The organism is Flavobacterium buctense, assembly GCF_014486695.1.
Taxonomy (GTDB): domain Bacteria; phylum Bacteroidota; class Bacteroidia; order Flavobacteriales; family Flavobacteriaceae; genus Flavobacterium; species Flavobacterium buctense.
This window is the reverse complement of the sequence record NZ_JACTAB010000001.1, coordinates 1-22,393: the sequence shown is the minus strand read 5'-3', so window position 1 is coordinate 22,393 and position 22,393 is coordinate 1. Positions and strand designations below refer to the sequence as shown.

The window sequence follows — 22,393 nt, the reverse complement described above, 5'->3', positions numbered from 1 at the left end:
ATAATCTCTACAGAAATTATACTTTTGAAGAAATTTTTAAACAACACTAAACTCGAATCGTTACTGAATTTTATGTAGCGAGACGGAATAAAACAAACAAACAAATGAATATACCAAGTAATTTAAAGTATACCAAAGACCACGAATGGGTTTTAATTGATGGTGATGTTGCCACAGTAGGAATTACCGATTTCGCTCAAAAAGAATTAGGCGATATCGTTTATGTTGAGGTGGAAACTTTGGATCAAACACTAGGAAAAGACGAAGTGTTCGGAACGGTTGAAGCAGTGAAAACGGTTTCAGATTTGTTCTTGCCGCTCTCCGGAGAAATTTTTGAATTTAACGAAGACCTAGAAGTAAATCCTGAAAATGTGAACTCGGATCCTTACGGAAAAGGCTGGATGATTAAATTAAAAATCAGTAATCAAGATGAAATAGGAGAATTGCTCTCCAGTGATGATTATAAAGCCTTAATCGGTGCTTAAAAAAACAATACTAAGTCTGGCCATTGGCTGGACTTTTTTAATATTGGTACTTTGTTTGGTCAATTTTAATGATTTGCCAACCGTTAAAGTTTCCGGTGCCGATAAGTATGGACACTTTGTCTTTCATCTTATTTTCACCCTACTTTGGGGCTATTATTTTTGGCTGAAACAAAATCATATTACTTATACGAAATTGGCATACATTATTTTAACTTCTCTTTGTTTCGGAATTTTAATCGAGTTCTTACAAGGCGCTTTTACAAAAACAAGACAGGCCGATAGCATAGATGTAGTGGCCAATTTTAGCGGAGCCATGACTGCTTTTGTGGTTTTTGTTTTGATAAAAACCGCAAAGAAAGGCTAAAACCAATAATCCAAATAACTTACCATAAATGTCCCGATGTTAATCGGGATTTTTTTTTACTTTTATGGCATGAATATAAAACAGTATCTCGATTCTACTTATTTAAAAACAGCTAGCCAAGCAGGTTTAACGGAGAAGGAAAATGACCTGATTGTTCAAGGCTTTATTAAAGAAGCCATAGAAGAAGGGTTTAAATTGATCATGATTAGGCCCGATAAGGTTAAAATGGCCAAAGAAATGATTGTCAAAGCCAAATCGAAACTGCTAATCGGAACCGTAATTTCTTTTCCCGAAGGAATCAATTCCTTGGAAGAAAAATTAGCTGAAGCCCAAAAAGCCATTGAAGACGGCGCTGATGAACTGGATTACGTTTGCAATTACCAAGCTTTTAAAAGAGGTGAAATGGAATTGGTCAAAGAAGAAATCTTAAAAGGAACTAAACTCGCTTTTGACCACCATAAAGTAGCCAAATGGATCATAGAAGTTGCCGCTTTGACCGACGCCCAAATTATACAAATTTCGGCTCTAATTAAGAATGTGGTGATTCCAAATTTTAAAGAAGATTTCTATTTTAATGTATTTGTAAAATCGTCTACCGGTTTTTACCAAACAGAAAATAACTTGCCTAATGGTGCTTCAATTCCGACTGTAATTATGATGCTCGAAAATGCATCCCCTATACCGGTCAAAGCGGCCGGAGGCGTTCGAACTTATGAAGAAGCAGAAGAAATGATTCGTTTGGGTGTTAAACGAATAGGTACTTCTGCCGCTAAAACTATTGCTCACGGCGAAATAGCTTCAGGCAATTATTAATATTATTATTCCAAAATATGAAAAAGATATTTTACTTAGTATGCCTTTTTACCTTATTCTCTAATGCGCAAGTCACCCAAAAAGCTTCGGAAAGATTTCCGGTATTTCCGGCTTGTGAGGGACAAGAATTTGGTGCTTTAGAAACTTGTTTTTATAACGAAGTACAAAATTTTGTTTACAACAATTTTAGAGTGCCGGATAATTTGAAACAAGGTAATTTTAAAGGGAATGTTATAGTGCTTTTTGAAGTAGACGATAAAGGGAATTTCAAAGTAATTTATGTGGATGCTGTTGATGAAACTTTGGTAACGGAAAGCAAAAGAGTTTTTGGACAAATGCCGAAAATCAGTCCGGCGACTTATAATGGTAACCCAACTTATGCCAAATACACGATTAAAATTGCCATTCCTTTACAAAGTGTAGCCGAAATAGAAGCGGAAAAGGAAGCGCGAAAAAAAGTAGAAACAAAATCTAATTTTTACAAACCAAACCAAAAACCATTAACGGAATTAGACAGTATCAAGTATTCAAAATTCGACAATCCACAATTCCAAAGCCACCTTAATATTCCGTTTTCACACAGTTTTTATGCACAGTTTGATGATGAGATGAACCAAGTTGGAGCAAACAATCATACTGCATCAAAACCGTTTAGTTACGCGGATGTTTCTAAATATTATGATTTGGCAACCGAAAATAAAAAGCTTGCCAAAAATAAACAAGGTTGGTGGGGCAAAAAGTTTTGGAATGAAAATTTAGTCGAAGTTCAAGGGGAAGATTATTGGTTTACATTGAACCCAATTTTAGATTTGCAGTTTGGTAAAAGCGACCCGAGCGTCTCGAGTTATACTTATGTAAATACACGCGGTATTCAGTTTAATGGCGGTTTGGGAAAAGAACTCAATTTTACCACTACCGTTTATGAAAGCCAAGGTCGTTTTGCAGATTATTTCAATCGATATGCTGAATCATTGGCGCCGGCAGGAGGAAATCCGGCAATTATCCCTGGAATTGGAATTGCTAAAAGTTTTAAATCGGATGCTTATGATTTTCCTTTAGCAGAAGCCAATTTGGCCTATACACCAAGCAAGTTCCTTAATATGAATTTGGGGTATGGCCGCAATTTTATTGGTGATGGTTATCGTTCGCTATTGTTAGGCGACGGCGCGAGTCCGTATCCCTATTTTAAATTGAATACTTCTTTTTGGAAAATAAAATACACCAATATTTACACTTGGCTAAAAGACGTTCGCCCCGATGTAACCGAGGACAGAACTTATGCGACCAAGTTTGCTGCCAGTCATTATTTGAGTTTAAATGTAACCAACCGATGGAATATTGGTTTGTTTGAATCGGTGGTTTGGACCAATAAAAATAATCGTGGTTTCGACATGAGTTTTGCCAATCCTATTATATTTTATCGTTCAGTAGAGTTTGCTTCTTCGGCAAGAAGTGGTAATGCTTTATTGGGCTTGACATCAAAATTCAAGTTCAACAACCAAGTCCAGATTTATGGTCAGTTTTTGTTAGATGAATTTTCCCTAAGCGATATGAAAGCAGGAGAAAAAAGTTGGAAGAATAAATTCGGATTCCAATTGGGGGCAAAATATTTTAATGCATTCAGTATAAAAAATTTATTACTACAGGGAGAATACAATGTAGTGCGTCCTTATGTGTACGCTCACAGCGAAGCAATAACCAATTATGGGCACAACAATCAAAGTTTAGGTCACCAATGGGGTGGAAATTTTAGAGAATTAATAGCCATTGCTCGCTACCACAAAGGGCGTTATTTTGCCGATGCAAAAGTTACCATAGGAACACGCGGATTGGATTTTAATAATGCAACCAACACGTTCAACTATGGAAGTGATATTTATCGAGATTATGACTTAGACAGACCTTATGATACCGGTGTTGCCGTAGGGCAAGGCAATAAAACCAATGTTTTTATTGCCGATTTACAAGCCGGATATTTAATTAATCCGATGACCAATATGAAATTATACGGAAGTTTGATCTACAGAAACTTCACCCCGGCAACGGAAACTACATTCGCCGTTAAAGAAAGCACAACATGGTTCTCAATTGGATTAAGATGTGATATCTTCAATTGGTATTTTGATTATTAGACCATTCAATACTAATCATGCCCTTTAGTTTTAAGGGTTTGGCTCTCTAAATGACTGCTATGTACTTGTTTAGCAGTCCTGATTTTTGTTTTTCTACTACTTAAAACGTTTGTTAAATTAATGCTAAAGTTAATTTGACAACTATATTTTGTTTAACTTTGAATTGAAATAATTAAACAAAAAATAATTTTTTCAGTCCCCATTCTTTCACCTACTTGTTTTTAAATCATTGCTGTGGTGCAATAATTTTATTTTGAAATTCAACATTCAACAATTATAAACATTAAAAACATTTACTATGAAAAACAAAAATTTTAACCTGATTACCTCTTTGAAAGCATTATTTTTAGTTGCTTTAGTTTCCTTCAACTTTTCTTCTTGTTCTTCCGATGAAAACACAACAGAAAATAATACTTCAAACCTATCAATCAAAGAAACTTTTGACTCTTTGAATCGTGCTCCTGCTCCAGGAACTTCATCAATAGCCGGAATTGCTGTAAATGCTGGTTTTAACGAATTAGTTTCTGCTTTAGTATATGTAGATAGCGAACTCGATGCAGGATTGGTTAACCTATTTGCCAATGGTACAGACCAATACACTGTTTTTGCCCCAACTGACCAAGCTTTTCAAAATTTATATGCCGCTCTAAACATTGATGATATTACAGACCTTCCTGCGCCACTAGTACGCGATGTTTTGTTGTACCACGTTGCTGAAGGTAGACGCGCTGCTAACAGTGTTGTTCCTAAAAGAGGTACACGTGCAATTACGACACTCCTTGGAAGTCAGTTTTCCGTAACGCCTAGTGCTTCTATTAATGCTATAGGTAATACCGGGAATATTACAGCTGCAAATATTTCTGCTTCAAACGGGATTATCCACGTTATCGATACGGTATTGTTGCCAATTAATTAATGCCAATCAAATTATAATTTCAATTGTTAAAAGAGATCAATACTAATTGGTCTCTTTTTTTCAATAAAATTATCCCAAATAAATTTTATATTTAAAACTCATTTTCTTCAATGTAGCATTAATTAGTATAAACATTTGAAATCAAGTCTGAGAAAGTTGTAATTTTCTTCCGATTAGACTATTATTTTTATGAAATGTTTTTTGTCAAATCGTTTTCTATAAAGTACCTTTGCATCAGTTTTTAAAACTTCGATGAACGCTACTGCTACCACATTTTCTCTCAAAAAAATTGCCATTGATTTCAAAGAAATCACCAAAGCAGGTTTAGCCATCAGCGTGGTTTTTTCTTCCATTGCCGGCTATCTTCTTGGAGTAGTGGATTTTCAAGATTTAAAAGTATCTACTTTATTAATGTTAGCTATTGGTGGTTATTGTATGGTTGGCGCTTCAAATGCTTTCAATCAAGTAATTGAAAAAGACCTTGACGCTTTGATGGACCGAACCAAGAATCGTCCAGTAGCTTCGGGTAGAATGTCGCCGAATCACGCGTTGTTTGTGGCGAGTTTGTTGACCATTATCGGTTTAATCCTATTGTATTTGATTAACCCTAAATCGGCCATGTTTGGGGCGATTTCTATTTTTTTATATACTAGTATTTATACGCCTTTAAAAGTGCATACACCACTTTCGGTTTTTGTAGGGGCTTTTCCGGGAGCAATTCCTTTTATGTTGGGCTGGGTTGCAGCTACTGACCATTTTGGAATTGAAGCGGGAACGCTTTTTTTAATACAGTTTTTTTGGCAGTTTCCCCATTTTTGGGCTATTGGTTGGTTTTTATATGATGACTACGAAAAAGCAGGATTTTTTATGTTGCCTACCGGTAAAAAAGATACTTCTACCGCTTTACAAACCATTTTATATTCGATTTGGTTGTTGGTGGCTTCATTATTACCAAGTTTAGGCTATACGGGACGATTATTTATTTCGCCAATTGCAGCAGGAATTGTATTTTTGCTTGGCCTTTGGATGATTTATTATGCGGTAAAGTTATACCAATTGAGAACAACCAAAGCAGCAAGAACTTTGATGTTAGTCAGTGTTTCATACATCACTTTATTACAAATTGTTTATATAACAGATAAATTTTTAAGATAATTATGGCTGCAATAACAATGTCCGCCGAAGAACATAAAGCCCGAAAGGCCCGTTCGCAAAAGTTACTTTTGTGGTTTGCCATGGGCAGTATGACCATGATGTTCGCCGGAATTACCAGTGCTTTTGTAGTAAGTAAGTCGAGGGAAGATTGGATGAAAGAATTCCAAATGCCTTCAGCTTTTTACTTTAGTACTTTAGCAATTATTTTATGTAGTGTCACTTTTCATTTGGCCAAAAAAGCCATTCAAAAAGACGACAGAAAAGCAACTAGTAGTTTTCTTTTATTGACTTTAGGTCTAGGAATTACTTTTGTGTTTTTACAATTTAAGGGTTTTGGTCAATTGGTTGATCAAGGGTATTATTTCACCGGACCGGAGAGTAATATTGCAACCACTTTTCTTTATGTAATCGCCGTAGTTCACTTGGCTCACCTTGCCGGAGGAATTATTTCGCTTTTAATCATAATTTATAATCATTTTAAACAAAAATACAATTCAAGTCAAACGCTTGGAATTGAGCTAGGTGCAATGTATTGGCACTTTCTTGATTTCTTGTGGATTTGTTTGTTTTTCTTTTTATATTTCTTTAAATAAGAAAAAAAATCTAAATTTGGGAACTTTTTAACTATATAACTTTTATGGGAGCTACAGTTACTACTGCAAATACAAACGAAAATACTTGGGGTGGCGGAAATGAGCCAATGGGTGCCAGTTATGGTAAATTGATGATGTGGTTTTTTATCGTGTCGGATGCCTTGACCTTCTCTGGTTTCCTTGCTGCATACGGATTTTCAAGATTTAAATTTATTGATAATTGGCCAATTGCCGACGAGGTGTTTACACACTTCCCATTTTTACACGGTGTTCCTGCACCTATGTACTATGTAGCGTTGATGACCTTTATCCTAATCTTCTCTTCAGTAACCATGGTGTTAGCTGTTGATGCGGGTCACCAAATGAAACAAAAGAAAGTAGCATTCTATATGTTATTGACCATCATCGGAGGTTTAATCTTCGTAGGTTCGCAAGCTTGGGAGTGGAAAAACTTTATCAAAGGGGAATACGGCGCAATCGAAACAAAAGGCGGAAGTATCATCCAGTTCGTTGATAAAACCGGAAAAAGAGTAAAACTAGAAGATTTCGCTGTTGTATTACCTGAAGAAAGAGAGCAACACAAACGCAGCAATGGTGTTTGGTTTGCGGATGAAGCTACGTTACCGACTTATTCTGTAGCCGAAGTTCAAGCCGGTTTTAAAGCGCATCCTGATTTATTGGTTAGAACAGAAAAAATCTATAGAGATACCAAAGAAGATAAAGCCAACAAAGCTTTACAAACAGGTTTAAATAAAAACAAACACAGAGAAATTCTAAACAGAGCCGAATCAGAAGTTATGGTTGGCAATGCTCATTTAGTAGTTGAAGGTGCTAATTTGCAGCGAAACGAATACGGAAGCAAATTATTCGCCGACTTCTTCTTCTTTATTACAGGATTCCACGGATTCCACGTATTCTCGGGAGTAATCATTAACATCATCATTTATTTCAATGTACTTTTGGGTACTTATGAGAAAAGAAGAAACTATGAAATGGTCGAAAAAGTGGGGCTTTATTGGCACTTCGTTGATTTAGTTTGGGTATTCGTATTTACATTCTTCTACTTAGTTTAATTTTAGAAAACGTACATTATTATGGGACACGAGCATGTATCAAATACAAAAAGAATTTGGAAAGTTTTTACTTTTTTATCTTTTGTAACTATTGTTGAGGTTTATTTAGGAATTATCAAACCCGACTTCTTATATTTAAAAAACTTTTTAAGCATGAATTTGCTTAATTGGATTTTCATCATTTTAACCTTGGTGAAAGCTTATGGGATTACTTGGGCTTTTATGCACATGGAAGCTGAAAAATCAAGTTTGCGTTGGGCCGTTGTGGCCACCGTTATTTTCCTTGTATTATATTTACTTTTTATATTGTTAGTCGAAGCAGATTATATCTACGGGATTTTTAAAGATTCTACCATAAAATGGAATTTTTAACATTATATTAATTCAAAAAAAAGTCCCGATTCACTCGGGATTTTTTTATTTTTGTACTACTGATTTTCAAAATCCTAATGAAAAAAAATCTTGTCCTTTTCATCCTGTTTATTTTACCTATCGTAGCTTATCTTTTCTTTGCTTCGGGTGTAAATAGTTTTATCACTTTACCAACCATTACGCCAACCATTCCAAATGTCGATGCCCAATGGAAATCTTTGGAGGATAAGAAAGTTACTTTAGACGCAAAAATTACCATATTGGGGTTTTCCGGTCAGGAGATTTTGGCCAATAGCGGTAATTTTTTTACGCTCAATCAAAAAATCTATAATAAATACAGAGAATTTAAAGACTTTCAGTTTGTGTTCATCGCGCCATTGGGTACCGAAGACCAAGCCCAAAGACTTATGAAAGAATTAGGAAAAATTAGCGATGTTTCAGGCTATCATTTTGTTTTTACTACTCCGGATGCGATTGAGACTTATCATGCTAGTTTAAAATTGTTGGGCAAATTAGATGTAAAATCGGGAACGCCTTATGTTTACATTGTTGACAAAAAGAGAAATATTCGAGGCAGAAAAGGGAAAAGTGATAAAGGAAAACCGGAATACAAAGAAGGGTACAATACAACATCAGCAGCCGATTTGCACAATGATATGATGGATGATGTGAAAATTATTTTGGCCGAATATCGTTTGGCTCTAAAAAGGAATAATGCAAATAGAAAAATTTAGAGTTTAAGCCTATGAAAAATAAGTCATATATAGGATTGTCCTTTATCATTTTAGTCTTTGGAATTATTTTTATTCCCAGAATCATCGAGAGAGTAAAGAAGGGTACGGTTGTTCAAGGAAACCGAATTGACGCAGTATCAAATCACAAATCTGCCGAAAATGGTTTACTAACGATCGGTCCTGCGCCAAGTTTTGAGCTCACCAATCAGAATAATCAAAAAATAACCAACGAAACCTATAAAGGTAAAGTATATGTGTTGGAGTTTTTCTTTTCGACTTGTCCTTCAATCTGTCCCATCATGAATAAAAATATGGTGGATATTCAAAATAAATTTTTTGGCAACCCTAATTTCGGTATAGCATCAATTACCATTAATCCTGAATATGATACCGCTGCAGTTTTAAAAGAGCATGCAGATTTGATAGGAGTAAAGTCCTCTAATTGGCATTTCTTAACCGGTGATAAAGAATATATTTATGGCATATCGAATAAAGGATTTAACATCTATGCCGGTGAAGATAAAAAAGCTGCCGGAGGTTTCGAACATTCAGGGCTTTTTGCGTTGATTGACAAAGAAGGCAATATCAGATGCAGGAAAGATAAATTCGGCAATCCTATACTTTATTATGACGGATTGGAGAAAAAAGGAGTAAAAGCGATAATTGAAGACATTAAAAAATTATTAAATGAATAGTCAAAACGATCAAACTTTAGAAAAGAAATTCAAAGGATCTATTATTGCGGTTTCTATTATTATTCCAATTGCGGTAGCGGTCTTGTTTTCGGTAAAATTAAAAGATTTCGGAATCAATATTGAACCCTTAACCTTTTTGCCACCTATTTATGCTTCAATCAATGCGGCAACAGCCTTGCTATTAATTATGGGTGTGTTGGCTATTAAAAACGGAAACAGAAAGGTGCACGAAAGAATCATGACCTTAGCCATAGCTTGTTCTGTAGTTTTTTTGGTAATGTATGTTGCTTATCACATGTCGGCTGATTCAACCAAATACGGCGATATCAATGCAGACGGGATTTTAGACGAAACCGAATTGGCCAATGCAGGTTCAATGCGTATGGTTTACTTTTTTATCTTAATCTCACACATTATTTTATCCGTTGCCATTATTCCAATGGTGTTGTTTACTTATGTAAGAGCTTTAGCTGAGCGATTTGACAAACATAAAAAATTGGCCAAAATCACTTTTCCGCTTTGGTTGTATGTGGCTGTTACAGGTGTAGTGGTTTATTTGATGATTTCGCCTTACTATGCAAACTAAAGTTAAAAGGGATAAGAGAAAAGAGATAAGTCAAAAATTAGTGTTGCTAACTTTTGCCTTATGCCTTATGCCTATTGCCTCTTTTTCGCAATGCGCCATGTGCAGAGCCGCTTTGGAAAGCACCGGAGACAACAGCAAAGTCGAAGCGGTAAACGATGGGATTGTTTTCCTAATGGCCATTCCTTATATTATAGTGGCCGGAATCGGTTTTGTGGTCTATAAAATGTATTACAAAAAGAAGTAGATTGTCATTTAGTCTCGATTGGTAACTGAACACTGCCAACCGAACACTGAACACTAAATCTACTCCATACCGTCAATTTTTACACTCATTTTTCCGGTAGTCGTAATAAATGCAATAATCGCTTTGTCGGTCACTTCTACTTTTTCAAATTCAAAATCATTCATCGTGCCGTTTACGAAAACGCCTTTCATTGGAGAATAATTGTTCAAATAAGGCAACAGGCTTTTTTTACCTTCATCCAAATTATCTTTGATAGAGTAACGACAATTCTCCTGAATTTTTTTCAAAATTACGCCCTGTAATAACCAGTTGGCTGTTCGGGTTAAAATGCCTTTAGAGTTCAAAACATAATCCATTTGGTCAAAATAAATTTCTTTGGTAACCGAATTGTAATTCGGAATTCCCGATAAATAAATGGAACCGTTGATGCTTCCCGACATGGTTAAAGCAATAATGATTTTCCCGTCTTTTTGCCATAAGGCAACATTTTCAACAATTATTTTTCGACTGCCGGAAGCAAATTCTTTCCCTTTGAAGTTGGTCGTTATTATTTTTGAAGCACTGTCATAAGTTGAAATTGCAGCTACATTAGCCGACACAGTCGTTGGTATTTTAGTTACGGCTTTGAATTGAATAGCATCTCTTTCAAAAGTGTTTTTGGGTTTCAAACCCACCATAGTTTGCATGTTGCACTTTAATCCTAAATCCATTTTGATGTCGTTTTTTCCTAATACAGCATCGGTTACATAAACCTCAATCGGAATTAATTTGAACCAAGTTTGGTATTGCTCACTGGTCATAAATGGGGTGCTCATATTTTGTAAAACATCCAAAACATATGGCTTAAAATCACAAGAACCTTCAATAGCTTCGTCTATTTTTTTGGCTACTTTAGATTTAAAAATAGAAAGTGTCGGATTGATGATGTAAGTAATCGGCACATATTTTCCGGCTACTAAAATTGTTGGACTCTCAGACCATTCGAAATCTTCTATTATAGAAGTGGTGGATAATTTCCAATTGGACAGTTTTACATCGCTCACCATTGTAATCGTTCCGTTTAAATTGATTTCGCGTGTGTCATTTAATCCCATGAAATCAGTACCGTATTTGAATTTGGTCCAAATTTTCAATGGCATTATAGTTTGAATTTTCCCGTTTTTCTCGACTAATTTGATTGGAGCCGTTTTCCAGATTTTCATTTCGGTTTTATCATCCGCCAAATTTGAATCATCATAAATCTGTCCGTTCAATGTTTTGTTCAATTGATTTTCTATTTCCTTCAAAGAAATGGCCAAAGGCATATTGATGAATGAAGTTTTTGTTTTGTAAACCATTGGCGCATCATTTGAAGGAAGTGGTTTTAACGCTTCAATTTTTTGGGTAGTAGCACAGCTATTCAATAGTGATGAAACTAAAAGCAGTATAAGAATCGATTTTATGGCAGACATAAACGAAAATATTTTTTTGTCAAAAATAGCGGTAAAATGGAAATAATGTGTAACAAATTAAAAAAACTAAAGTCTAAAGGATTAAGTCATTACTATTGGAAGTAATTCAAAAGTTTTATCTTTGTTTGCCAAATAATAGTGGTATTTACCGTTAATTATGAAAATCATCAAAATCATTTGCCTCTTCTTACTGTTTGGTAGTATTTCAGTACAAGCTCAAACAAAAAAATGGACATTAGAAGAGTGTGTTGCTTATGCCCTGGAAAATAATATTTCCATCCAACAATCAGAATTGGATTTAAAAGTATCGGATGTTTTAAAAATGGAAGCCTTAGGGAGATTTCTGCCTGATATTTCCGGTACCGCCAATTACGGAATTAATACCGGAGCCAATATTAACCCGGCAACCAATCAGTTTGAAAATCAATCTTTCCGTTCAGCATCGGCTAATATTAATACCGGAATTCTTCTTTTTAACGGATTAGCCAACTGGAAAAATCTTCAAAGAGCTAAAATTAATAAGTTGGCCAACACCTACAAGTTGGATAAAATGAAAGACGACATTGCCTTAAGCGTAGCTAATGCGTACCTACAGATTCTATTCAATAAAGAACAAGTGAAAGTACTGGTCAATCAAAATAAAATCACCAAAGAAAATATCAAAAGAACCAAAGAGTTAATTGACGCCGGAACAGTTCCGGCCGGTGATATTTATGAATTACAAGCTACTGACGCTTCGCAAGAACAGCAAATTGTAAATGCCCAAAACACGCTTTTTATTTCAAAATTAGGATTGGCCCAAACACTTTTGTTAAAAGATTACGCCAATTTTGATATAGCCGTTGAAGCAATGGATGTTCCGGCAACACAGATTTTATTCCAAACCCCTGAAGCCATCGCTTTAAAAGCAAGAGATGTTGTAAAAGACATCAAAATTGCCGCTACCAATTATGAAGAAGCCCAAAAAAGTGTATCGCTCGTAAAATCGGATTATCTGCCAAGATTATCAGGTTTTGTAGGTTATAATACGCGCTGGTCTCAAAGTATTCCCATTGGTTTTGTAGATCAGTTATCGCTTTTTGACGGTACCAATGTTGGAGTTCAACTTAGTGTCCCAATTTTGAATGGATTTGCCACTCGCGGGAATGTACAACGGACAAAAATCAGTGCAGAACGCTCTAAATTAGTATTAGACCAAGCAGAATTGGATTTAGAACGAACCGTTTTTCAAGCCTACAACGATGTGTTGAATGCGCAAAAAAGTTATGAAGCAGCAGTAAAAACAGCCGAAGCCAGAAAGTTGGCGCAAAATTTTTCTAAAGAACGTTTTGATGTCGGACTTTTAAATTCTTTTGATTACAGTCAAGCCTTATTAACCTACGAAAACGCTCAATCAGAAGTAATCAGAACCAAATACGATTATATTTTTAGAATAAAATTGTTAGAGTTTTATTTCGGAATCCCAATCATTCAAAAACAATAAATCATGTCAAAAAAGAAAATATATTGGTTAGTTGGAATAATCATATTGTTGTTAGTCCTATTAGTAGTTTTAAAGAAAAAAGGCGTAATCGGCGCAGATGATGGTATCATTGAAGTCGAAACTGCCAAAGCCGATGAAATCACCATTATCGAAACGGTTTCGGCTACGGGTAAAATCCAACCGGAAATTGAAGTAAAAATATCTTCTGAAGTGTCGGGAGAAATTATCGATCTGCCTATCAAAGAAGGACAAATCGTAAAAAAAGGACAGCTTTTGGTAAAAATTAATCCCGATTTATACACTTCAGGATACAATAGAACGATTTCCAATTTGTCGGGCACCAAAGCCGGTTTGAGTCAGGCCGACGCGGCGTTTAAAGAAGCCAAAGCCAGTTACGACCGAAGTAAAACCCTTTTTGACAAAGGCATTATTTCCAGATCGGAATGGGACAAAGCCATCGCTGCTTTTGAAAGTGCTAAAGCCAGCAAAGAATCAGCTTATTATAACGTACAAAGTGCGAACGCTACGGTGAAAGAAGCCAAAGACAACTTGGGAAGAACTACCATTTATTCGCCTGCTGACGGAACAATTTCTTCGCTTGGGGTTGAATTAGGCGAAAGAGTTTTAGGAACGCAACAAATGACCGGAACAGAAATTCTTCGTGTAGCCAATTTGGATAACATGGAAGTAGAAGTCGATGTAAACGAAAATGATATCGTGAAAATCAGCATTGGCGACAGTACCAATATCAGCGTTGATGCTTATTTGAAGAAAGAGTTTAAAGGCATCGTTACGAGTATTTCAAACTCTGCCAGCACGGCAACTACGGCTGACCAAGTGACTAATTTTAAAGTAAAAGTTAGAATCCTAAAAGAGTCTTACCAAGATTTATTAGAAGGAAAACCGGCTAGTTTTTCTCCGTTCAGACCGGGAATGACGGCAACCGTTGATATTATTACCACCAGAAAAGAAAAAGTAATCGGCGTACCCATCAGTTCGGTTTTGGTAAAATCGGATACTACGGCAACGAAATCATACATGGTTAAAGAAGCACCGGAAGAGAAAAAAGTAACCGCCAAAAGCGATAAAAAATTTGAGTGTGTTTTTGTAAAAGTGGATGGCAAAGCCAAAATCAGAGTCATCAAAACCGGGATTCAAGACGATACTAATATTGAAGTGGTTTCGGGTTTGAAAAAAGGTGATGTGGTGATTATCGGACCTTATACAACCGTTACCAAAGACTTAAATTCAGGCGATAAAGTGAAGTTGAAAAAAGACTCAGCCGAAGGCAAGAATAAAAAAGAATCGTCTATAACTGTCTCTGCAAACTAGCCTAATTTCAAGTTGAATTATATTTTAAACATAGAAACCGCAACCAAGAATTGTTCAATTTCTTTAGCCAAAGACGGACAAACCGTTTTTTGTAAAGAAATTGCTGAACAAGGTTATTCGCATGCGGAAAAACTGCATGTTTTTATTGAAGATATTTTAAAGGAAGCCGGAAAAAGTGTTCGCGATTTGAAAGCGATTGCCATAAGCAAAGGTCCGGGTTCTTATACCGGTTTGCGCATTGGTGTTTCTGCCGCTAAAGGTTTGTGTTATGCGTTGCAAATTCCACTAATTTCTGTCGACACTTTACAAGTTTTGGCCCAAAAAGTTACCCGAAACGACGGTTTGATCATCCCGATGATTGATGCCCGAAGAATGGAAGTTTACAGTGCCGTTTTCGATGCAAATCACCAAAAAATAATGGAAGTTCAAGCCGAAGTTTTAACCGAAAACAGTTACGCCGACATTACGGAAACCGTTTATTTTGTGGGTGATTGTCAGGAAAAATGCCAGTCAGTTTTGACCAAAGACAACTTTGTGTTTCTCCCCGAGATTATATTTCCTTCCGCCAACGAAATGAGTCCAATCAGCTTTGAAAAATTCACCAAAAATGACTTTGAAGATGTGGCTTACTTTGAGCCGTTTTATTTAAAGGATTTTATGTTGACCAAAAAATAATAACTACTCTTTCGAAGATTCTCTCACATAAGGTTGCGTCACTATGCCCGCAGCGTCAAACGCTTCTTTACAATTCTCCAAAATATCCGAAGTCATACCGCCAAAATCGGTATTCTTAGCCCAAGGATTTATGGCTAAAATGATGGCCGAATCGGTTAGGCTTTTCACACTAACGGTTGGTGCCGGATTTTTCAAAACTTTTGGGTGCTCTTGCATTACTTTAATAACGATGTCTTTTGCGGTTTTGATATTGGTGTCATAGGAAAGTGAGAAAACCAAATCCGCTCTGCGATTGCCTTGCATCGAGTAATTGATGATTACGCCATTCGATAAGATTCCGTTGGGCACAAAAATTGTTTGGTTGTTGCCGTTAATTAGCTTGGTTACAAAAATCTGAATTTCAAGCACAGTTCCAATCGCACCTTGCGCTTCAATGGTATCGCCCACCCGAAAAGGCTTGAATAAAATAATCAACATTCCTCCTGCAAAATTGGAAAGCGAACCTTGTAAAGACAAACCGATAGCCAAACCTGCCGCACCAAGAATAGCTACGAATGATGAAGTTTCAATACCCAATTTGGAAATAAAACTCACAAACAACAAAACGCGCAACGCCCAAAGCAAACTATCGGCTAAGAATTTGGATAATGTGGGGTCAAATTCCCTTTTCACCATGATTTTTCTAACCAAACGATTGGTAATTCGAATGGCATACAAACCAACGAATAGAATGATTAACGCCGAAATCAACTTCGGAGAATAATCAATTAATAGGGTTGTAAATTTTTCTGCGTATTCGGCAAAGGAATGAATCGAAAGCGAGTTGTTCATAGTCAAGGTGTAAAAAAAATCCCGAAAGAATCGGGATAATTATAGGGTGCAAAAATAATAATTTTTAAAATTAATCGGCGTCTTCTTCGACACGATTTACCGTTTCTTTAACGGTATCCTCCGCTTCTGAAGAGGCATCACCTGTAAAAGAACTTATTTTTTCTTTTACAGAATCAGTTGCGTTTTCGGTAAACTCGCTTATTTTTTCCTTAGCACTTTCCACTACATTTTCAATAGTTTCAGTCGCTTGCGGAACATATTCGCTTATTTTATCTTTGGCAGCTTCAGCCATTTCCTCAACTTTATCAATCATCGGTTCAGCCATTTCTTTTACTTTTTCAATAGCGTCATCGGCAAAATTTTGTGCTTGTTCTCCGGCTTTTCCTTTGGCACCGCCAAACAAATTTTTAAAAAAATCTCCTAATCCCATATCGGTTGTTTTTATTGGTTAATAATAACAATATTACGATTTTTTCTAAGAATTTAATGTTATTTTATTGATAATTTGTTGGAAATCAGTGGTTGAAATATCGCAAGTTTTGTTTTGGCATAAATAAAATAAAGTTTGTTTTTCCACAAATCGATTTTCCAGGAAAGGAAGTTTGGAATCAATATTTGTTCCGGCGATAATGATATTCGGTAAATATTGTTGGTTAATTTGGGCCAAATAATCAAACGCTTTTTCACCACAAATCGCCAATTCTTTATTTTGTTCCGAATAATTCAACATCACATTTAGCCAATTGGAAAACGCCGATGGATAATCAATCGTCGGGATGATATTTTGCACCATTTGCTCAGCGATATTTTCGTAATAACTATGGTTGAAATAAATGCCTAAACGGAATAAATTGCTTGCCATGACTGAGTTCGCTGCTGGAATCACATTGTCTTCCACTTCAAAATGCACGGTGATTAAGGCTTCGTCTGTTTTGGAGGTAAACGAAAAGAATGCCGCTTTTTCATCATAGAAATGATCAAAGCTATAATCCGTCAACTGTTTGGCATTTTGCAACCAATGTTCGTCTAAAGTCGCTTCGTATAAACCAATAAATCCTTGAATCACGTGGGCATAATCTTCTAAGTAAGCATTGATAGTAGCTTTTCCGTTTTTATAGGTTCGGAATAAATGACCTTCTGCACTCCAGAGATTTTTAATAATGAAATCAGCATTTTGCAAAGCAATGTCTAAATATTTCGGATTTCCTAAAGCTTTGTATGCCTCGACAAAACCTTTGCCCATAATGGCGTTCCAAGAAGTTAAACACTTGTCGTCTAATCTTGGTTTGCTGCGCTTTTCTCTTTCGGAATACAGTTTTTGTTCCCACGTTTTTTTCTTTTGTGCCAATGTTTCTATGGCAATGTTTTGCTTTTCAGCTATTTGTTCTAAAGATTGGTTCTGAATCAAAACATAATTGCCGTGTTCCCAATGCCCGAATTCATTGATATTGAAAACTTTCGAAAACAAGTTGAAATCTTCTCCAAGTAATTCTTGTAATTCTTCTTTGTTCCAAACATAAAACGCGCCTTCTTCCAAATGATTTTTGGCATTTAAACTGTCGGCATCGAGTGCAGAATAGAAACTTCCTTCTGAAGCCAGCCATTCTTTTTCGACGAAAGTCAACGTCTTTTCGATGACTTCTTTGTACAATTGATTTTGGGTTAATTTGTGGGCATTGGCATAAAGGGAAACCAATTGTCCATTGTCGTATAACATTTTTTCAAAATGTGGCACATGCCATTTCATATCTACAGAATAACGCGAAAATCCGCCATCAAGCGTATCGAATAAACCGCCGTAAGCCATTTTGGTTAACGTCAAGTTCGTGAAATCTAACAAGCTTTGGTTTTGGGTTTGGTAACCGTAGCGCAATAGGAATTCGTAGTTGGTTGGCATCATGAATTTGGGTGCGCGCGCCATACCGCCAAAATCCCAATCGAAGCTTTTTTGCCATTTTTCGACCAGTTTTTCTAAGCGGTCTGAATTGAGGTCAATAGGTGAATCGATTTTTGGAATTACACTTAAAGATTGTAAACCTTCGTGTAATTGTTGGGCATACTCGAAAATAGTTTGTGGGTTTTGGGTGTAAATTTCCTGAAGTTTCTCTAACGAATTGATCCAATCGTTTTTTCGGAAATACGTTCCACCCCAAATGGGTCTACCATCGGGTAATGTTACTACATTCATAGGCCAACCGCCTTGTCCGGTCATGACTTGTACGGCTTTCATATAGACGGCATCGATATCGGGACGTTCCTCGCGGTCGATTTTGATATTGACAAAATGGGCATTCATCACGGCAGCGACTTCTTCGTTTTCAAAACTTTCGTGTTCCATCACGTGGCACCAATGGCAGGCGGAATAGCCTATGCTGATGATGATGAGTTTGTTGGTTGCTTTGGCTTCTGCTAAAGATTTTTCGTTCCAGGCTTTCCAATGCACAGGATTGTTGGCGTGTTGTAAAAGATATGGACTGGTTTCCAGATGTAGTTCGTTCATAGCGATAAATTAGCCCCGATTGCAGCAAGTATCCTTTTTTTAATTGAACGTTTTCGAATAAGCTCGAAGTGATAAAAAAGATACTGCGGAAAGCGGGAAACAGCTCCTAAAAATTAGATAAAAAAAGCGCCCGATTTGGACGCTTAAAGTTAGTTTTTTATTTCGAATAAATGCTTATCCGTTCAATGCTTCCACCACGATATCTTTGTCGTTAAGCATGTCTTTCAGCATGTTTTCGATGCCGCTTTTTAATGTAAAAGTCGATGAAGGACAGCCGTTACAAGCCCCTTGAAGGACAACTTTTACTCGTTTTTCGGTTTCATCATAGGAATCAAAAAGAATGTTTCCGCCATCGGCAGCGACTGCAGGTTTCACGTATTCTTCTAAAATATTGATGATTTGTTGCGAAGTAGTATCAAGGTGGTCAAAATTTTTGATTTGTTGTTTTTCTTGCTTTTCGTCTTTTTCAATTAAGGTTTCGTCTAAAACCGTTCCGCCATTTTCGATAAATTGTTTGATAAACGTTCGCAACTCTAGGGTGATTTCGTCCCATGAAGTACTTTCGTATTTGGTTACGGAGATATAATTTTCGGCTATAAAAATCTCTTTTACAAAGTGGAATTTGAATAATTCTTGTGCTAATGGGGATGCTTTGGCTTCGTCGATATTTTTGAATTCGGCAGCTGTTTTTGTCAAGCCTTTATTGACAACAAATTTCAGAGAAGCCGGATTGGGTGTGGTTTCGCCGTAAACCGTAATGGCTTGTTTTTTGGTTTTATTTTCGCTCGGTAAAACGATTACACCACCGTTGTTGACGAAATTTTCAATTTGTTCAGCCACAGCATCTTGCACATCTGACCAATCCACTATACTGAATCGTTCGATAGCGATAAAGTTTCCGGAAATGTAAACAGTTTTTACAAAAGGCAAGTAAAAAAGTTGTTGTGCCAAAGGCGAATTTTTGGCTTCATCGATGTTTTTAAATTCGAAGTTTTCATTTTGCGTGATGAAATCGGGGAACTCAAATTTTATTATTGTTGGGTTTTGTGTTTCTTTTATGGCGATTTTCATTGGAATAGTATATTTTTCTGCAAATTTAACAAAGATATTTTCTGTGAATACTTATATTTGGAGAATTAATCAATAATTAACACAATCAAGTAGTTTAAAAGCGATTGAACTGCTAAAACATTTCTTATTTGATGCAAAAAAAAATACTTTTTATTGTCTTTTTGGTGATTGGTTTTTCGTCCTATTCCCAATTAATAGTCAATAACACTCAGTCGCCTGCACAGTTAGTTCAGAATGTACTTTTGGGACAAGGTGTTGCGGCTACTAACATTACTTTTAATGGATCTGCGGCTAATGCCACATTAATTAGAGATCAAGTAGGGCATTTTTTAAATGGTTCAACAACCAATATTGGTCTTGATCAAGGGATTATTTTGTCAACAGGGAAAGGAGTTGTTGCCATTGGACCCAACAATACCGGGGGAACAACTAACGCAACAGATAATCCTAGTGAAGGCGATGCAGATTTAGATCAGTTAACCACAAATACCGTCAGAAACAGAGCAATTCTTGAGTTTGATTTTGTGCCTAATGGACAAACCTTGAGTTTTGATTTTGTCTTTGCTTCTGAAGAATATCCGGAATGGGCCAATTCGAATTTTAACGATGTTTTCGGATTTTTCTTGAGCGGTCCCGGTATTGCCGGACCTTATTCCAATGGGGCAATCAATATTGCTTTGATTCCCTCGACCATTATTCCAATAACTATTAACAATTTAAATAACGGAACAACAAATAACGGACCTTGTGAATACTGTTCGTTTTATGTTAATAACGGAACAGGAAATACTCCCGCAGTCAATAGCACTATACAATATGATGGTTTTACTGTGGTTATTCCCGCTACCGCTTCGGTTCAGTGTGGACAAACGTATCATATTAAATTAGCTATTGCGAATGTTGGGGATAACTCTTTGGATTCCGCGGTTTTTTTAAAAGCGAATAGTTTTACTTCTGCGCCTATAGATTTTCCTAATGATTATTTGGTTTCTAATGGTTTTGCCCCTTGTTTCGGCACTTCTGCTGAGATTTGTACTGGTTTGTCCAATACTATTCCCCACATTTGGACACTTGATGGCGGTGTGATACCCGGAGAAACCGGTCCATGTTTAACCGTCACAGAACCCGGAGAATATTGTGCAACTGCATTTCCTTTTGGTCCGGCTTGTCCGGTTACTGATTGTTTAATTGTTGAGTTTCAAGATGAAATATTGATTGGCAATCCTAGTAATTTAACGGAATGCGATGTTGTTTTTAATTTGACACAGAACACTCCTGTTATTGCTAATGGTCTAGATGTTTCGGTGACATATTACGGTACACTTGCTAATGCACAGCAGTTGTCAAATCCTATACAAAATCCGACAAATTACACAGGTTTTGATGGGCAAATAATATATGTTGCCGTTGAAGACAATACAACGGGTTGTTTAACATCAACTCAGTTTTTACTTGATGTTATAGTGTGTACAACCAATCCGAATCCGACTCAACCGCCCAATTTAACATTATGCGAAAGTAGTTTCGGCAGTGGCACAGCTACTTTTAATTTCTCACCGCAAACTCCAATTGTTTTGGGGACATATCCGGCAGCAGACTATACAGTTACATACCATTTAACACAAAATGATGCCGATAATGATACTGGAGCCATAGGACCAACTAATATTAATGGAACTAATGGACAAATCATTTATGTCAGGTTAGAGGAGAATTTAGACACTACTCATTTTGGTGTGACAACATTTCAGTTATTAATTAATCCAATACCTACGGCAACTGTTTCTATCACTCCTACAGTTGTTTGTGTGAATGATAGTGCTACAGTAACTTTTAACGGAACGCCTAATGCCATTGTGACCTACAATGTTGACGGGAATCCAAACCAAACAATTGCTTTGAATGCTAGTGGTATTGCCACTACAACTTTAACGTCATTAACAGCGTCATCGACATACAATTTGGTGAGTATTGTGAATCCAACTACTACTTGTTCACAATTGCTAACGGGTTCTGCTTCAGTGACTGTTAATCCATTGCCAACGGCTAGTATTTCAGGAACCACCTCAATTTGTTCAGGAAACACAGCAGTAATTTCTTTTAATGGAACGCCAAATGCTATTGTAACCTACAATGTAGGTAGTAATCCAAGTCAAACTATTGCTCTAAATGCTGCGGGTAATGCGTCTGTATCTACTCCGGTATTAACGGCTTCTTCTACTTATAATTTAATCAGTGTAGAAAATCCTACGACCAATTGTTCTCAATTTCAATCGGGTTCAGCTATTATAACGGTTAATCCATTGCCAACTGCCTCAATTTCAGGAACAACGTCAATATGTTTTGGTGATACAGCGACGATTACGTTTAATGGTACTCCAAATGCTGAGGTTACTTATAACATAGATTCTAATCCAAACCAAACCATTGTTTTAAGTGCATTAGGTAGCGCAACGGTTGTGACGGGACCTTTGACCGCATCAACTATTTACAATTTGGTTAGTGTAGAAAATGCAATTACTACATGTTCTCAAACTCAAACAGGTTCTGCAGTAATAACAGTTAACACCGCTCCGGTTATTGGTCAGCCTACAAACTATCTCGTATGTGATGACAATAATGATGGTATATCCTGTTTGTTTGATTTAGGAACGAAAATTATTGAAGTCAACGGAGGTAATTCAAATATTGTTGTTGAATTTTATGAAACTGATACTAGTGGTTCACCGATTCCTTTAAATGTAAATTACTGCAATATTGCTCAAGGAACTCAAACCATATATGTAAGGGCTTATTTCATAGGTTCTCCGGATTGTTTCTCAACTACTACTTTTGATTTAATCGTCAACCCATTACCGGTTCCTAATCCTATAATTGCAGCTTACGAA

22 protein-coding genes are annotated in these 22,393 nt (G+C 36.4%); 17 read left to right on the top strand and 5 right to left on the bottom strand.

The features are described from left to right. Positions 1-104 precede the first annotated feature (104 nt). From gcvH to ICG50_RS00050, 13 genes are all read left to right on the top strand, one after another. Positions 105-485, top strand: coding sequence for a glycine cleavage system protein GcvH (gcvH, locus tag ICG50_RS00110; protein WP_187658888.1), 381 nt, complete (start codon positions 105-107; stop codon positions 483-485). Further along, positions 478-849, top strand: coding sequence for a VanZ family protein (locus ICG50_RS00105; RefSeq protein ID WP_187658887.1), 372 nt, complete (start codon positions 478-480; stop codon positions 847-849). Before gcvH ends, ICG50_RS00105 begins: the two co-directional genes overlap by 8 nt. Positions 850-918: 69 nt before the next feature. Beyond that, a complete protein-coding gene (gene deoC / locus ICG50_RS00100) occupies positions 919-1,662 on the top strand; it encodes a deoxyribose-phosphate aldolase (protein WP_187658886.1) in 744 nt (247 codons plus the stop codon). Positions 1,663-1,679: 17 nt separating this feature from the next. After that, a complete protein-coding gene (locus ICG50_RS00095; RefSeq protein WP_187658885.1) occupies positions 1,680-3,794 on the top strand; it encodes a capsule assembly Wzi family protein in 2,115 nt (704 codons plus the stop codon). Between the two features lie 298 nt (positions 3,795-4,092). Continuing rightward, positions 4,093-4,710: a fasciclin domain-containing protein gene (locus ICG50_RS00090; protein ID WP_187658884.1), complete on the top strand. Its 618-nt coding sequence runs from the start codon at positions 4,093-4,095 to the stop codon at positions 4,708-4,710. Between the two features lie 252 nt (positions 4,711-4,962). Beyond that, a complete protein-coding gene (gene cyoE, locus ICG50_RS00085) occupies positions 4,963-5,865 on the top strand; it encodes a heme o synthase (RefSeq protein ID WP_187658883.1) in 903 nt (300 codons plus the stop codon). A 2-nt stretch (positions 5,866-5,867) separates the two neighbouring features. After that, positions 5,868-6,458: a cytochrome c oxidase subunit 3 gene (locus ICG50_RS00080; RefSeq protein WP_187658882.1), complete on the top strand. Its 591-nt coding sequence runs from the start codon at positions 5,868-5,870 to the stop codon at positions 6,456-6,458. 44 nt (positions 6,459-6,502) lie between these two features. After that, complete coding sequence (locus tag ICG50_RS00075; RefSeq protein ID WP_187658881.1) at positions 6,503-7,531, top strand: cytochrome c oxidase subunit 3; 1,029 nt, start codon at positions 6,503-6,505, stop codon at positions 7,529-7,531. 21 nt (positions 7,532-7,552) lie between these two features. Continuing rightward, positions 7,553-7,903, top strand: a complete 351-nt coding sequence (locus ICG50_RS00070) for a cytochrome C oxidase subunit IV family protein (RefSeq protein ID WP_187658880.1) — start codon at positions 7,553-7,555, stop codon at positions 7,901-7,903. A gap of 77 nt (positions 7,904-7,980) precedes the next feature. Beyond that, positions 7,981-8,637, top strand: a complete 657-nt coding sequence (locus tag ICG50_RS00065) for a hypothetical protein (protein WP_187658879.1) — start codon at positions 7,981-7,983, stop codon at positions 8,635-8,637. Between the two features lie 11 nt (positions 8,638-8,648). After that, complete coding sequence (locus tag ICG50_RS00060; protein ID WP_187658878.1) at positions 8,649-9,332, top strand: SCO family protein; 684 nt, start codon at positions 8,649-8,651, stop codon at positions 9,330-9,332. Beyond that, on the top strand, positions 9,325-9,918 hold the full coding sequence (locus ICG50_RS00055) for a DUF420 domain-containing protein (protein ID WP_187658877.1): 594 nt from the start codon (positions 9,325-9,327) through the stop codon (positions 9,916-9,918). Before ICG50_RS00060 ends, ICG50_RS00055 begins: the two co-directional genes overlap by 8 nt. Continuing rightward, on the top strand, positions 9,908-10,162 hold the full coding sequence (locus tag ICG50_RS00050) for a hypothetical protein (RefSeq protein WP_187658876.1): 255 nt from the start codon (positions 9,908-9,910) through the stop codon (positions 10,160-10,162). The genes ICG50_RS00055 and ICG50_RS00050 overlap by 11 nt, the downstream gene beginning before the upstream one ends. A 59-nt stretch (positions 10,163-10,221) precedes the next feature. Here the strand turns inward: ICG50_RS00050 and ICG50_RS00045 are convergent, their stop codons facing one another. Beyond that, the gene (locus tag ICG50_RS00045; protein WP_187658875.1) at positions 10,222-11,613 is read right to left on the bottom strand and encodes a DUF4403 family protein; all 1,392 of its coding nucleotides are present in this window, start codon (positions 11,611-11,613) and stop codon (positions 10,222-10,224) included. A 157-nt stretch (positions 11,614-11,770) separates the two neighbouring features. Between ICG50_RS00045 and ICG50_RS00040 the strand changes: the two genes are divergently transcribed. The 3 genes from ICG50_RS00040 to tsaB are packed head-to-tail and all read left to right on the top strand — an operon-like array spanning position 11,771 to position 15,103. Next, positions 11,771-13,096 (top strand): TolC family protein, encoded by a 1,326-nt coding sequence (locus ICG50_RS00040; protein WP_187658874.1) that lies wholly within the window; start codon positions 11,771-11,773, stop codon positions 13,094-13,096. 3 nt (positions 13,097-13,099) lie between these two features. Beyond that, complete coding sequence (locus ICG50_RS00035; protein ID WP_187658873.1) at positions 13,100-14,428, top strand: efflux RND transporter periplasmic adaptor subunit; 1,329 nt, start codon at positions 13,100-13,102, stop codon at positions 14,426-14,428. 12 nt (positions 14,429-14,440) lie between these two features. Beyond that, complete coding sequence (gene tsaB / locus ICG50_RS00030; protein WP_187658872.1) at positions 14,441-15,103, top strand: tRNA (adenosine(37)-N6)-threonylcarbamoyltransferase complex dimerization subunit type 1 TsaB; 663 nt, start codon at positions 14,441-14,443, stop codon at positions 15,101-15,103. 3 nt (positions 15,104-15,106) lie between these two features. Here the strand turns inward: tsaB and ICG50_RS00025 are convergent, their stop codons facing one another. The 4 genes from ICG50_RS00025 to ICG50_RS00010 all read right to left on the bottom strand — a co-directional run bounded on the left by ICG50_RS00025 (position 15,107) and on the right by ICG50_RS00010 (position 19,505). Further along, positions 15,107-15,934 carry a mechanosensitive ion channel family protein gene (locus ICG50_RS00025; protein ID WP_187658871.1) on the bottom strand — a complete coding sequence of 276 codons (828 nt, stop codon included), beginning with the start codon at positions 15,932-15,934 and terminating at the stop codon, positions 15,107-15,109. A gap of 70 nt (positions 15,935-16,004) precedes the next feature. After that, positions 16,005-16,364, bottom strand: coding sequence for a hypothetical protein (locus ICG50_RS00020; protein ID WP_187658870.1), 360 nt, complete (start codon positions 16,362-16,364; stop codon positions 16,005-16,007). A gap of 45 nt (positions 16,365-16,409) precedes the next feature. Continuing rightward, complete coding sequence (locus ICG50_RS00015; RefSeq protein ID WP_187658869.1) at positions 16,410-18,434, bottom strand: thioredoxin domain-containing protein; 2,025 nt, start codon at positions 18,432-18,434, stop codon at positions 16,410-16,412. A gap of 174 nt (positions 18,435-18,608) precedes the next feature. Beyond that, positions 18,609-19,505 carry a NifU family protein gene (locus ICG50_RS00010; RefSeq protein WP_187658868.1) on the bottom strand — a complete coding sequence of 299 codons (897 nt, stop codon included), beginning with the start codon at positions 19,503-19,505 and terminating at the stop codon, positions 18,609-18,611. A gap of 131 nt (positions 19,506-19,636) precedes the next feature. On the opposite strand from ICG50_RS00010, the gene ICG50_RS00005 reads away from it, so the two are divergent. Beyond that, on the top strand, positions 19,637-22,393 hold a 2,757-nt coding region (locus ICG50_RS00005), incomplete at its 3' end, for a choice-of-anchor L domain-containing protein (protein WP_187658867.1).

Bases quoted from the DNA above. Each gene is read 5' to 3' on its own strand.
- ICG50_RS00015 (WP_187658869.1), bottom strand. From the start codon at position 18,434: ATGAACGAACTACATCTGGAAACCAGTCCATATCTTTTACAACACGCC.
- ICG50_RS00070 (WP_187658880.1), top strand. From the start codon at position 7,553: ATGGGACACGAGCATGTATCAAATACAAAAAGAATTTGGAAAGTTTTT.
- ICG50_RS00010 (WP_187658868.1), bottom strand. From the start codon at position 19,505: ATGAAAATCGCCATAAAAGAAACACAAAACCCAACAATAATAAAATTT.
- ICG50_RS00060 (WP_187658878.1), top strand. From the start codon at position 8,649: ATGAAAAATAAGTCATATATAGGATTGTCCTTTATCATTTTAGTCTTT.
- ICG50_RS00025 (WP_187658871.1), bottom strand. From the start codon at position 15,934: ATGAACAACTCGCTTTCGATTCATTCCTTTGCCGAATACGCAGAAAAA.
- ICG50_RS00095 (WP_187658885.1), top strand. From the start codon at position 1,680: ATGAAAAAGATATTTTACTTAGTATGCCTTTTTACCTTATTCTCTAAT.
- ICG50_RS00055 (WP_187658877.1), top strand. From the start codon at position 9,325: ATGAATAGTCAAAACGATCAAACTTTAGAAAAGAAATTCAAAGGATCT.
- cyoE (WP_187658883.1), top strand. From the start codon at position 4,963: ATGAACGCTACTGCTACCACATTTTCTCTCAAAAAAATTGCCATTGAT.
- ICG50_RS00065 (WP_187658879.1), top strand. From the start codon at position 7,981: ATGAAAAAAAATCTTGTCCTTTTCATCCTGTTTATTTTACCTATCGTA.
- ICG50_RS00020 (WP_187658870.1), bottom strand. From the start codon at position 16,364: ATGGGATTAGGAGATTTTTTTAAAAATTTGTTTGGCGGTGCCAAAGGA.
- ICG50_RS00035 (WP_187658873.1), top strand. From the start codon at position 13,100: ATGTCAAAAAAGAAAATATATTGGTTAGTTGGAATAATCATATTGTTG.
- ICG50_RS00045 (WP_187658875.1), bottom strand. From the start codon at position 11,613: ATGTCTGCCATAAAATCGATTCTTATACTGCTTTTAGTTTCATCACTA.
- gcvH (WP_187658888.1), top strand. From the start codon at position 105: ATGAATATACCAAGTAATTTAAAGTATACCAAAGACCACGAATGGGTT.
- ICG50_RS00050 (WP_187658876.1), top strand. From the start codon at position 9,908: ATGCAAACTAAAGTTAAAAGGGATAAGAGAAAAGAGATAAGTCAAAAA.
- ICG50_RS00075 (WP_187658881.1), top strand. From the start codon at position 6,503: ATGGGAGCTACAGTTACTACTGCAAATACAAACGAAAATACTTGGGGT.
- deoC (WP_187658886.1), top strand. From the start codon at position 919: ATGAATATAAAACAGTATCTCGATTCTACTTATTTAAAAACAGCTAGC.
- ICG50_RS00040 (WP_187658874.1), top strand. From the start codon at position 11,771: ATGAAAATCATCAAAATCATTTGCCTCTTCTTACTGTTTGGTAGTATT.
- ICG50_RS00090 (WP_187658884.1), top strand. From the start codon at position 4,093: ATGAAAAACAAAAATTTTAACCTGATTACCTCTTTGAAAGCATTATTT.
- ICG50_RS00080 (WP_187658882.1), top strand. From the start codon at position 5,868: ATGGCTGCAATAACAATGTCCGCCGAAGAACATAAAGCCCGAAAGGCC.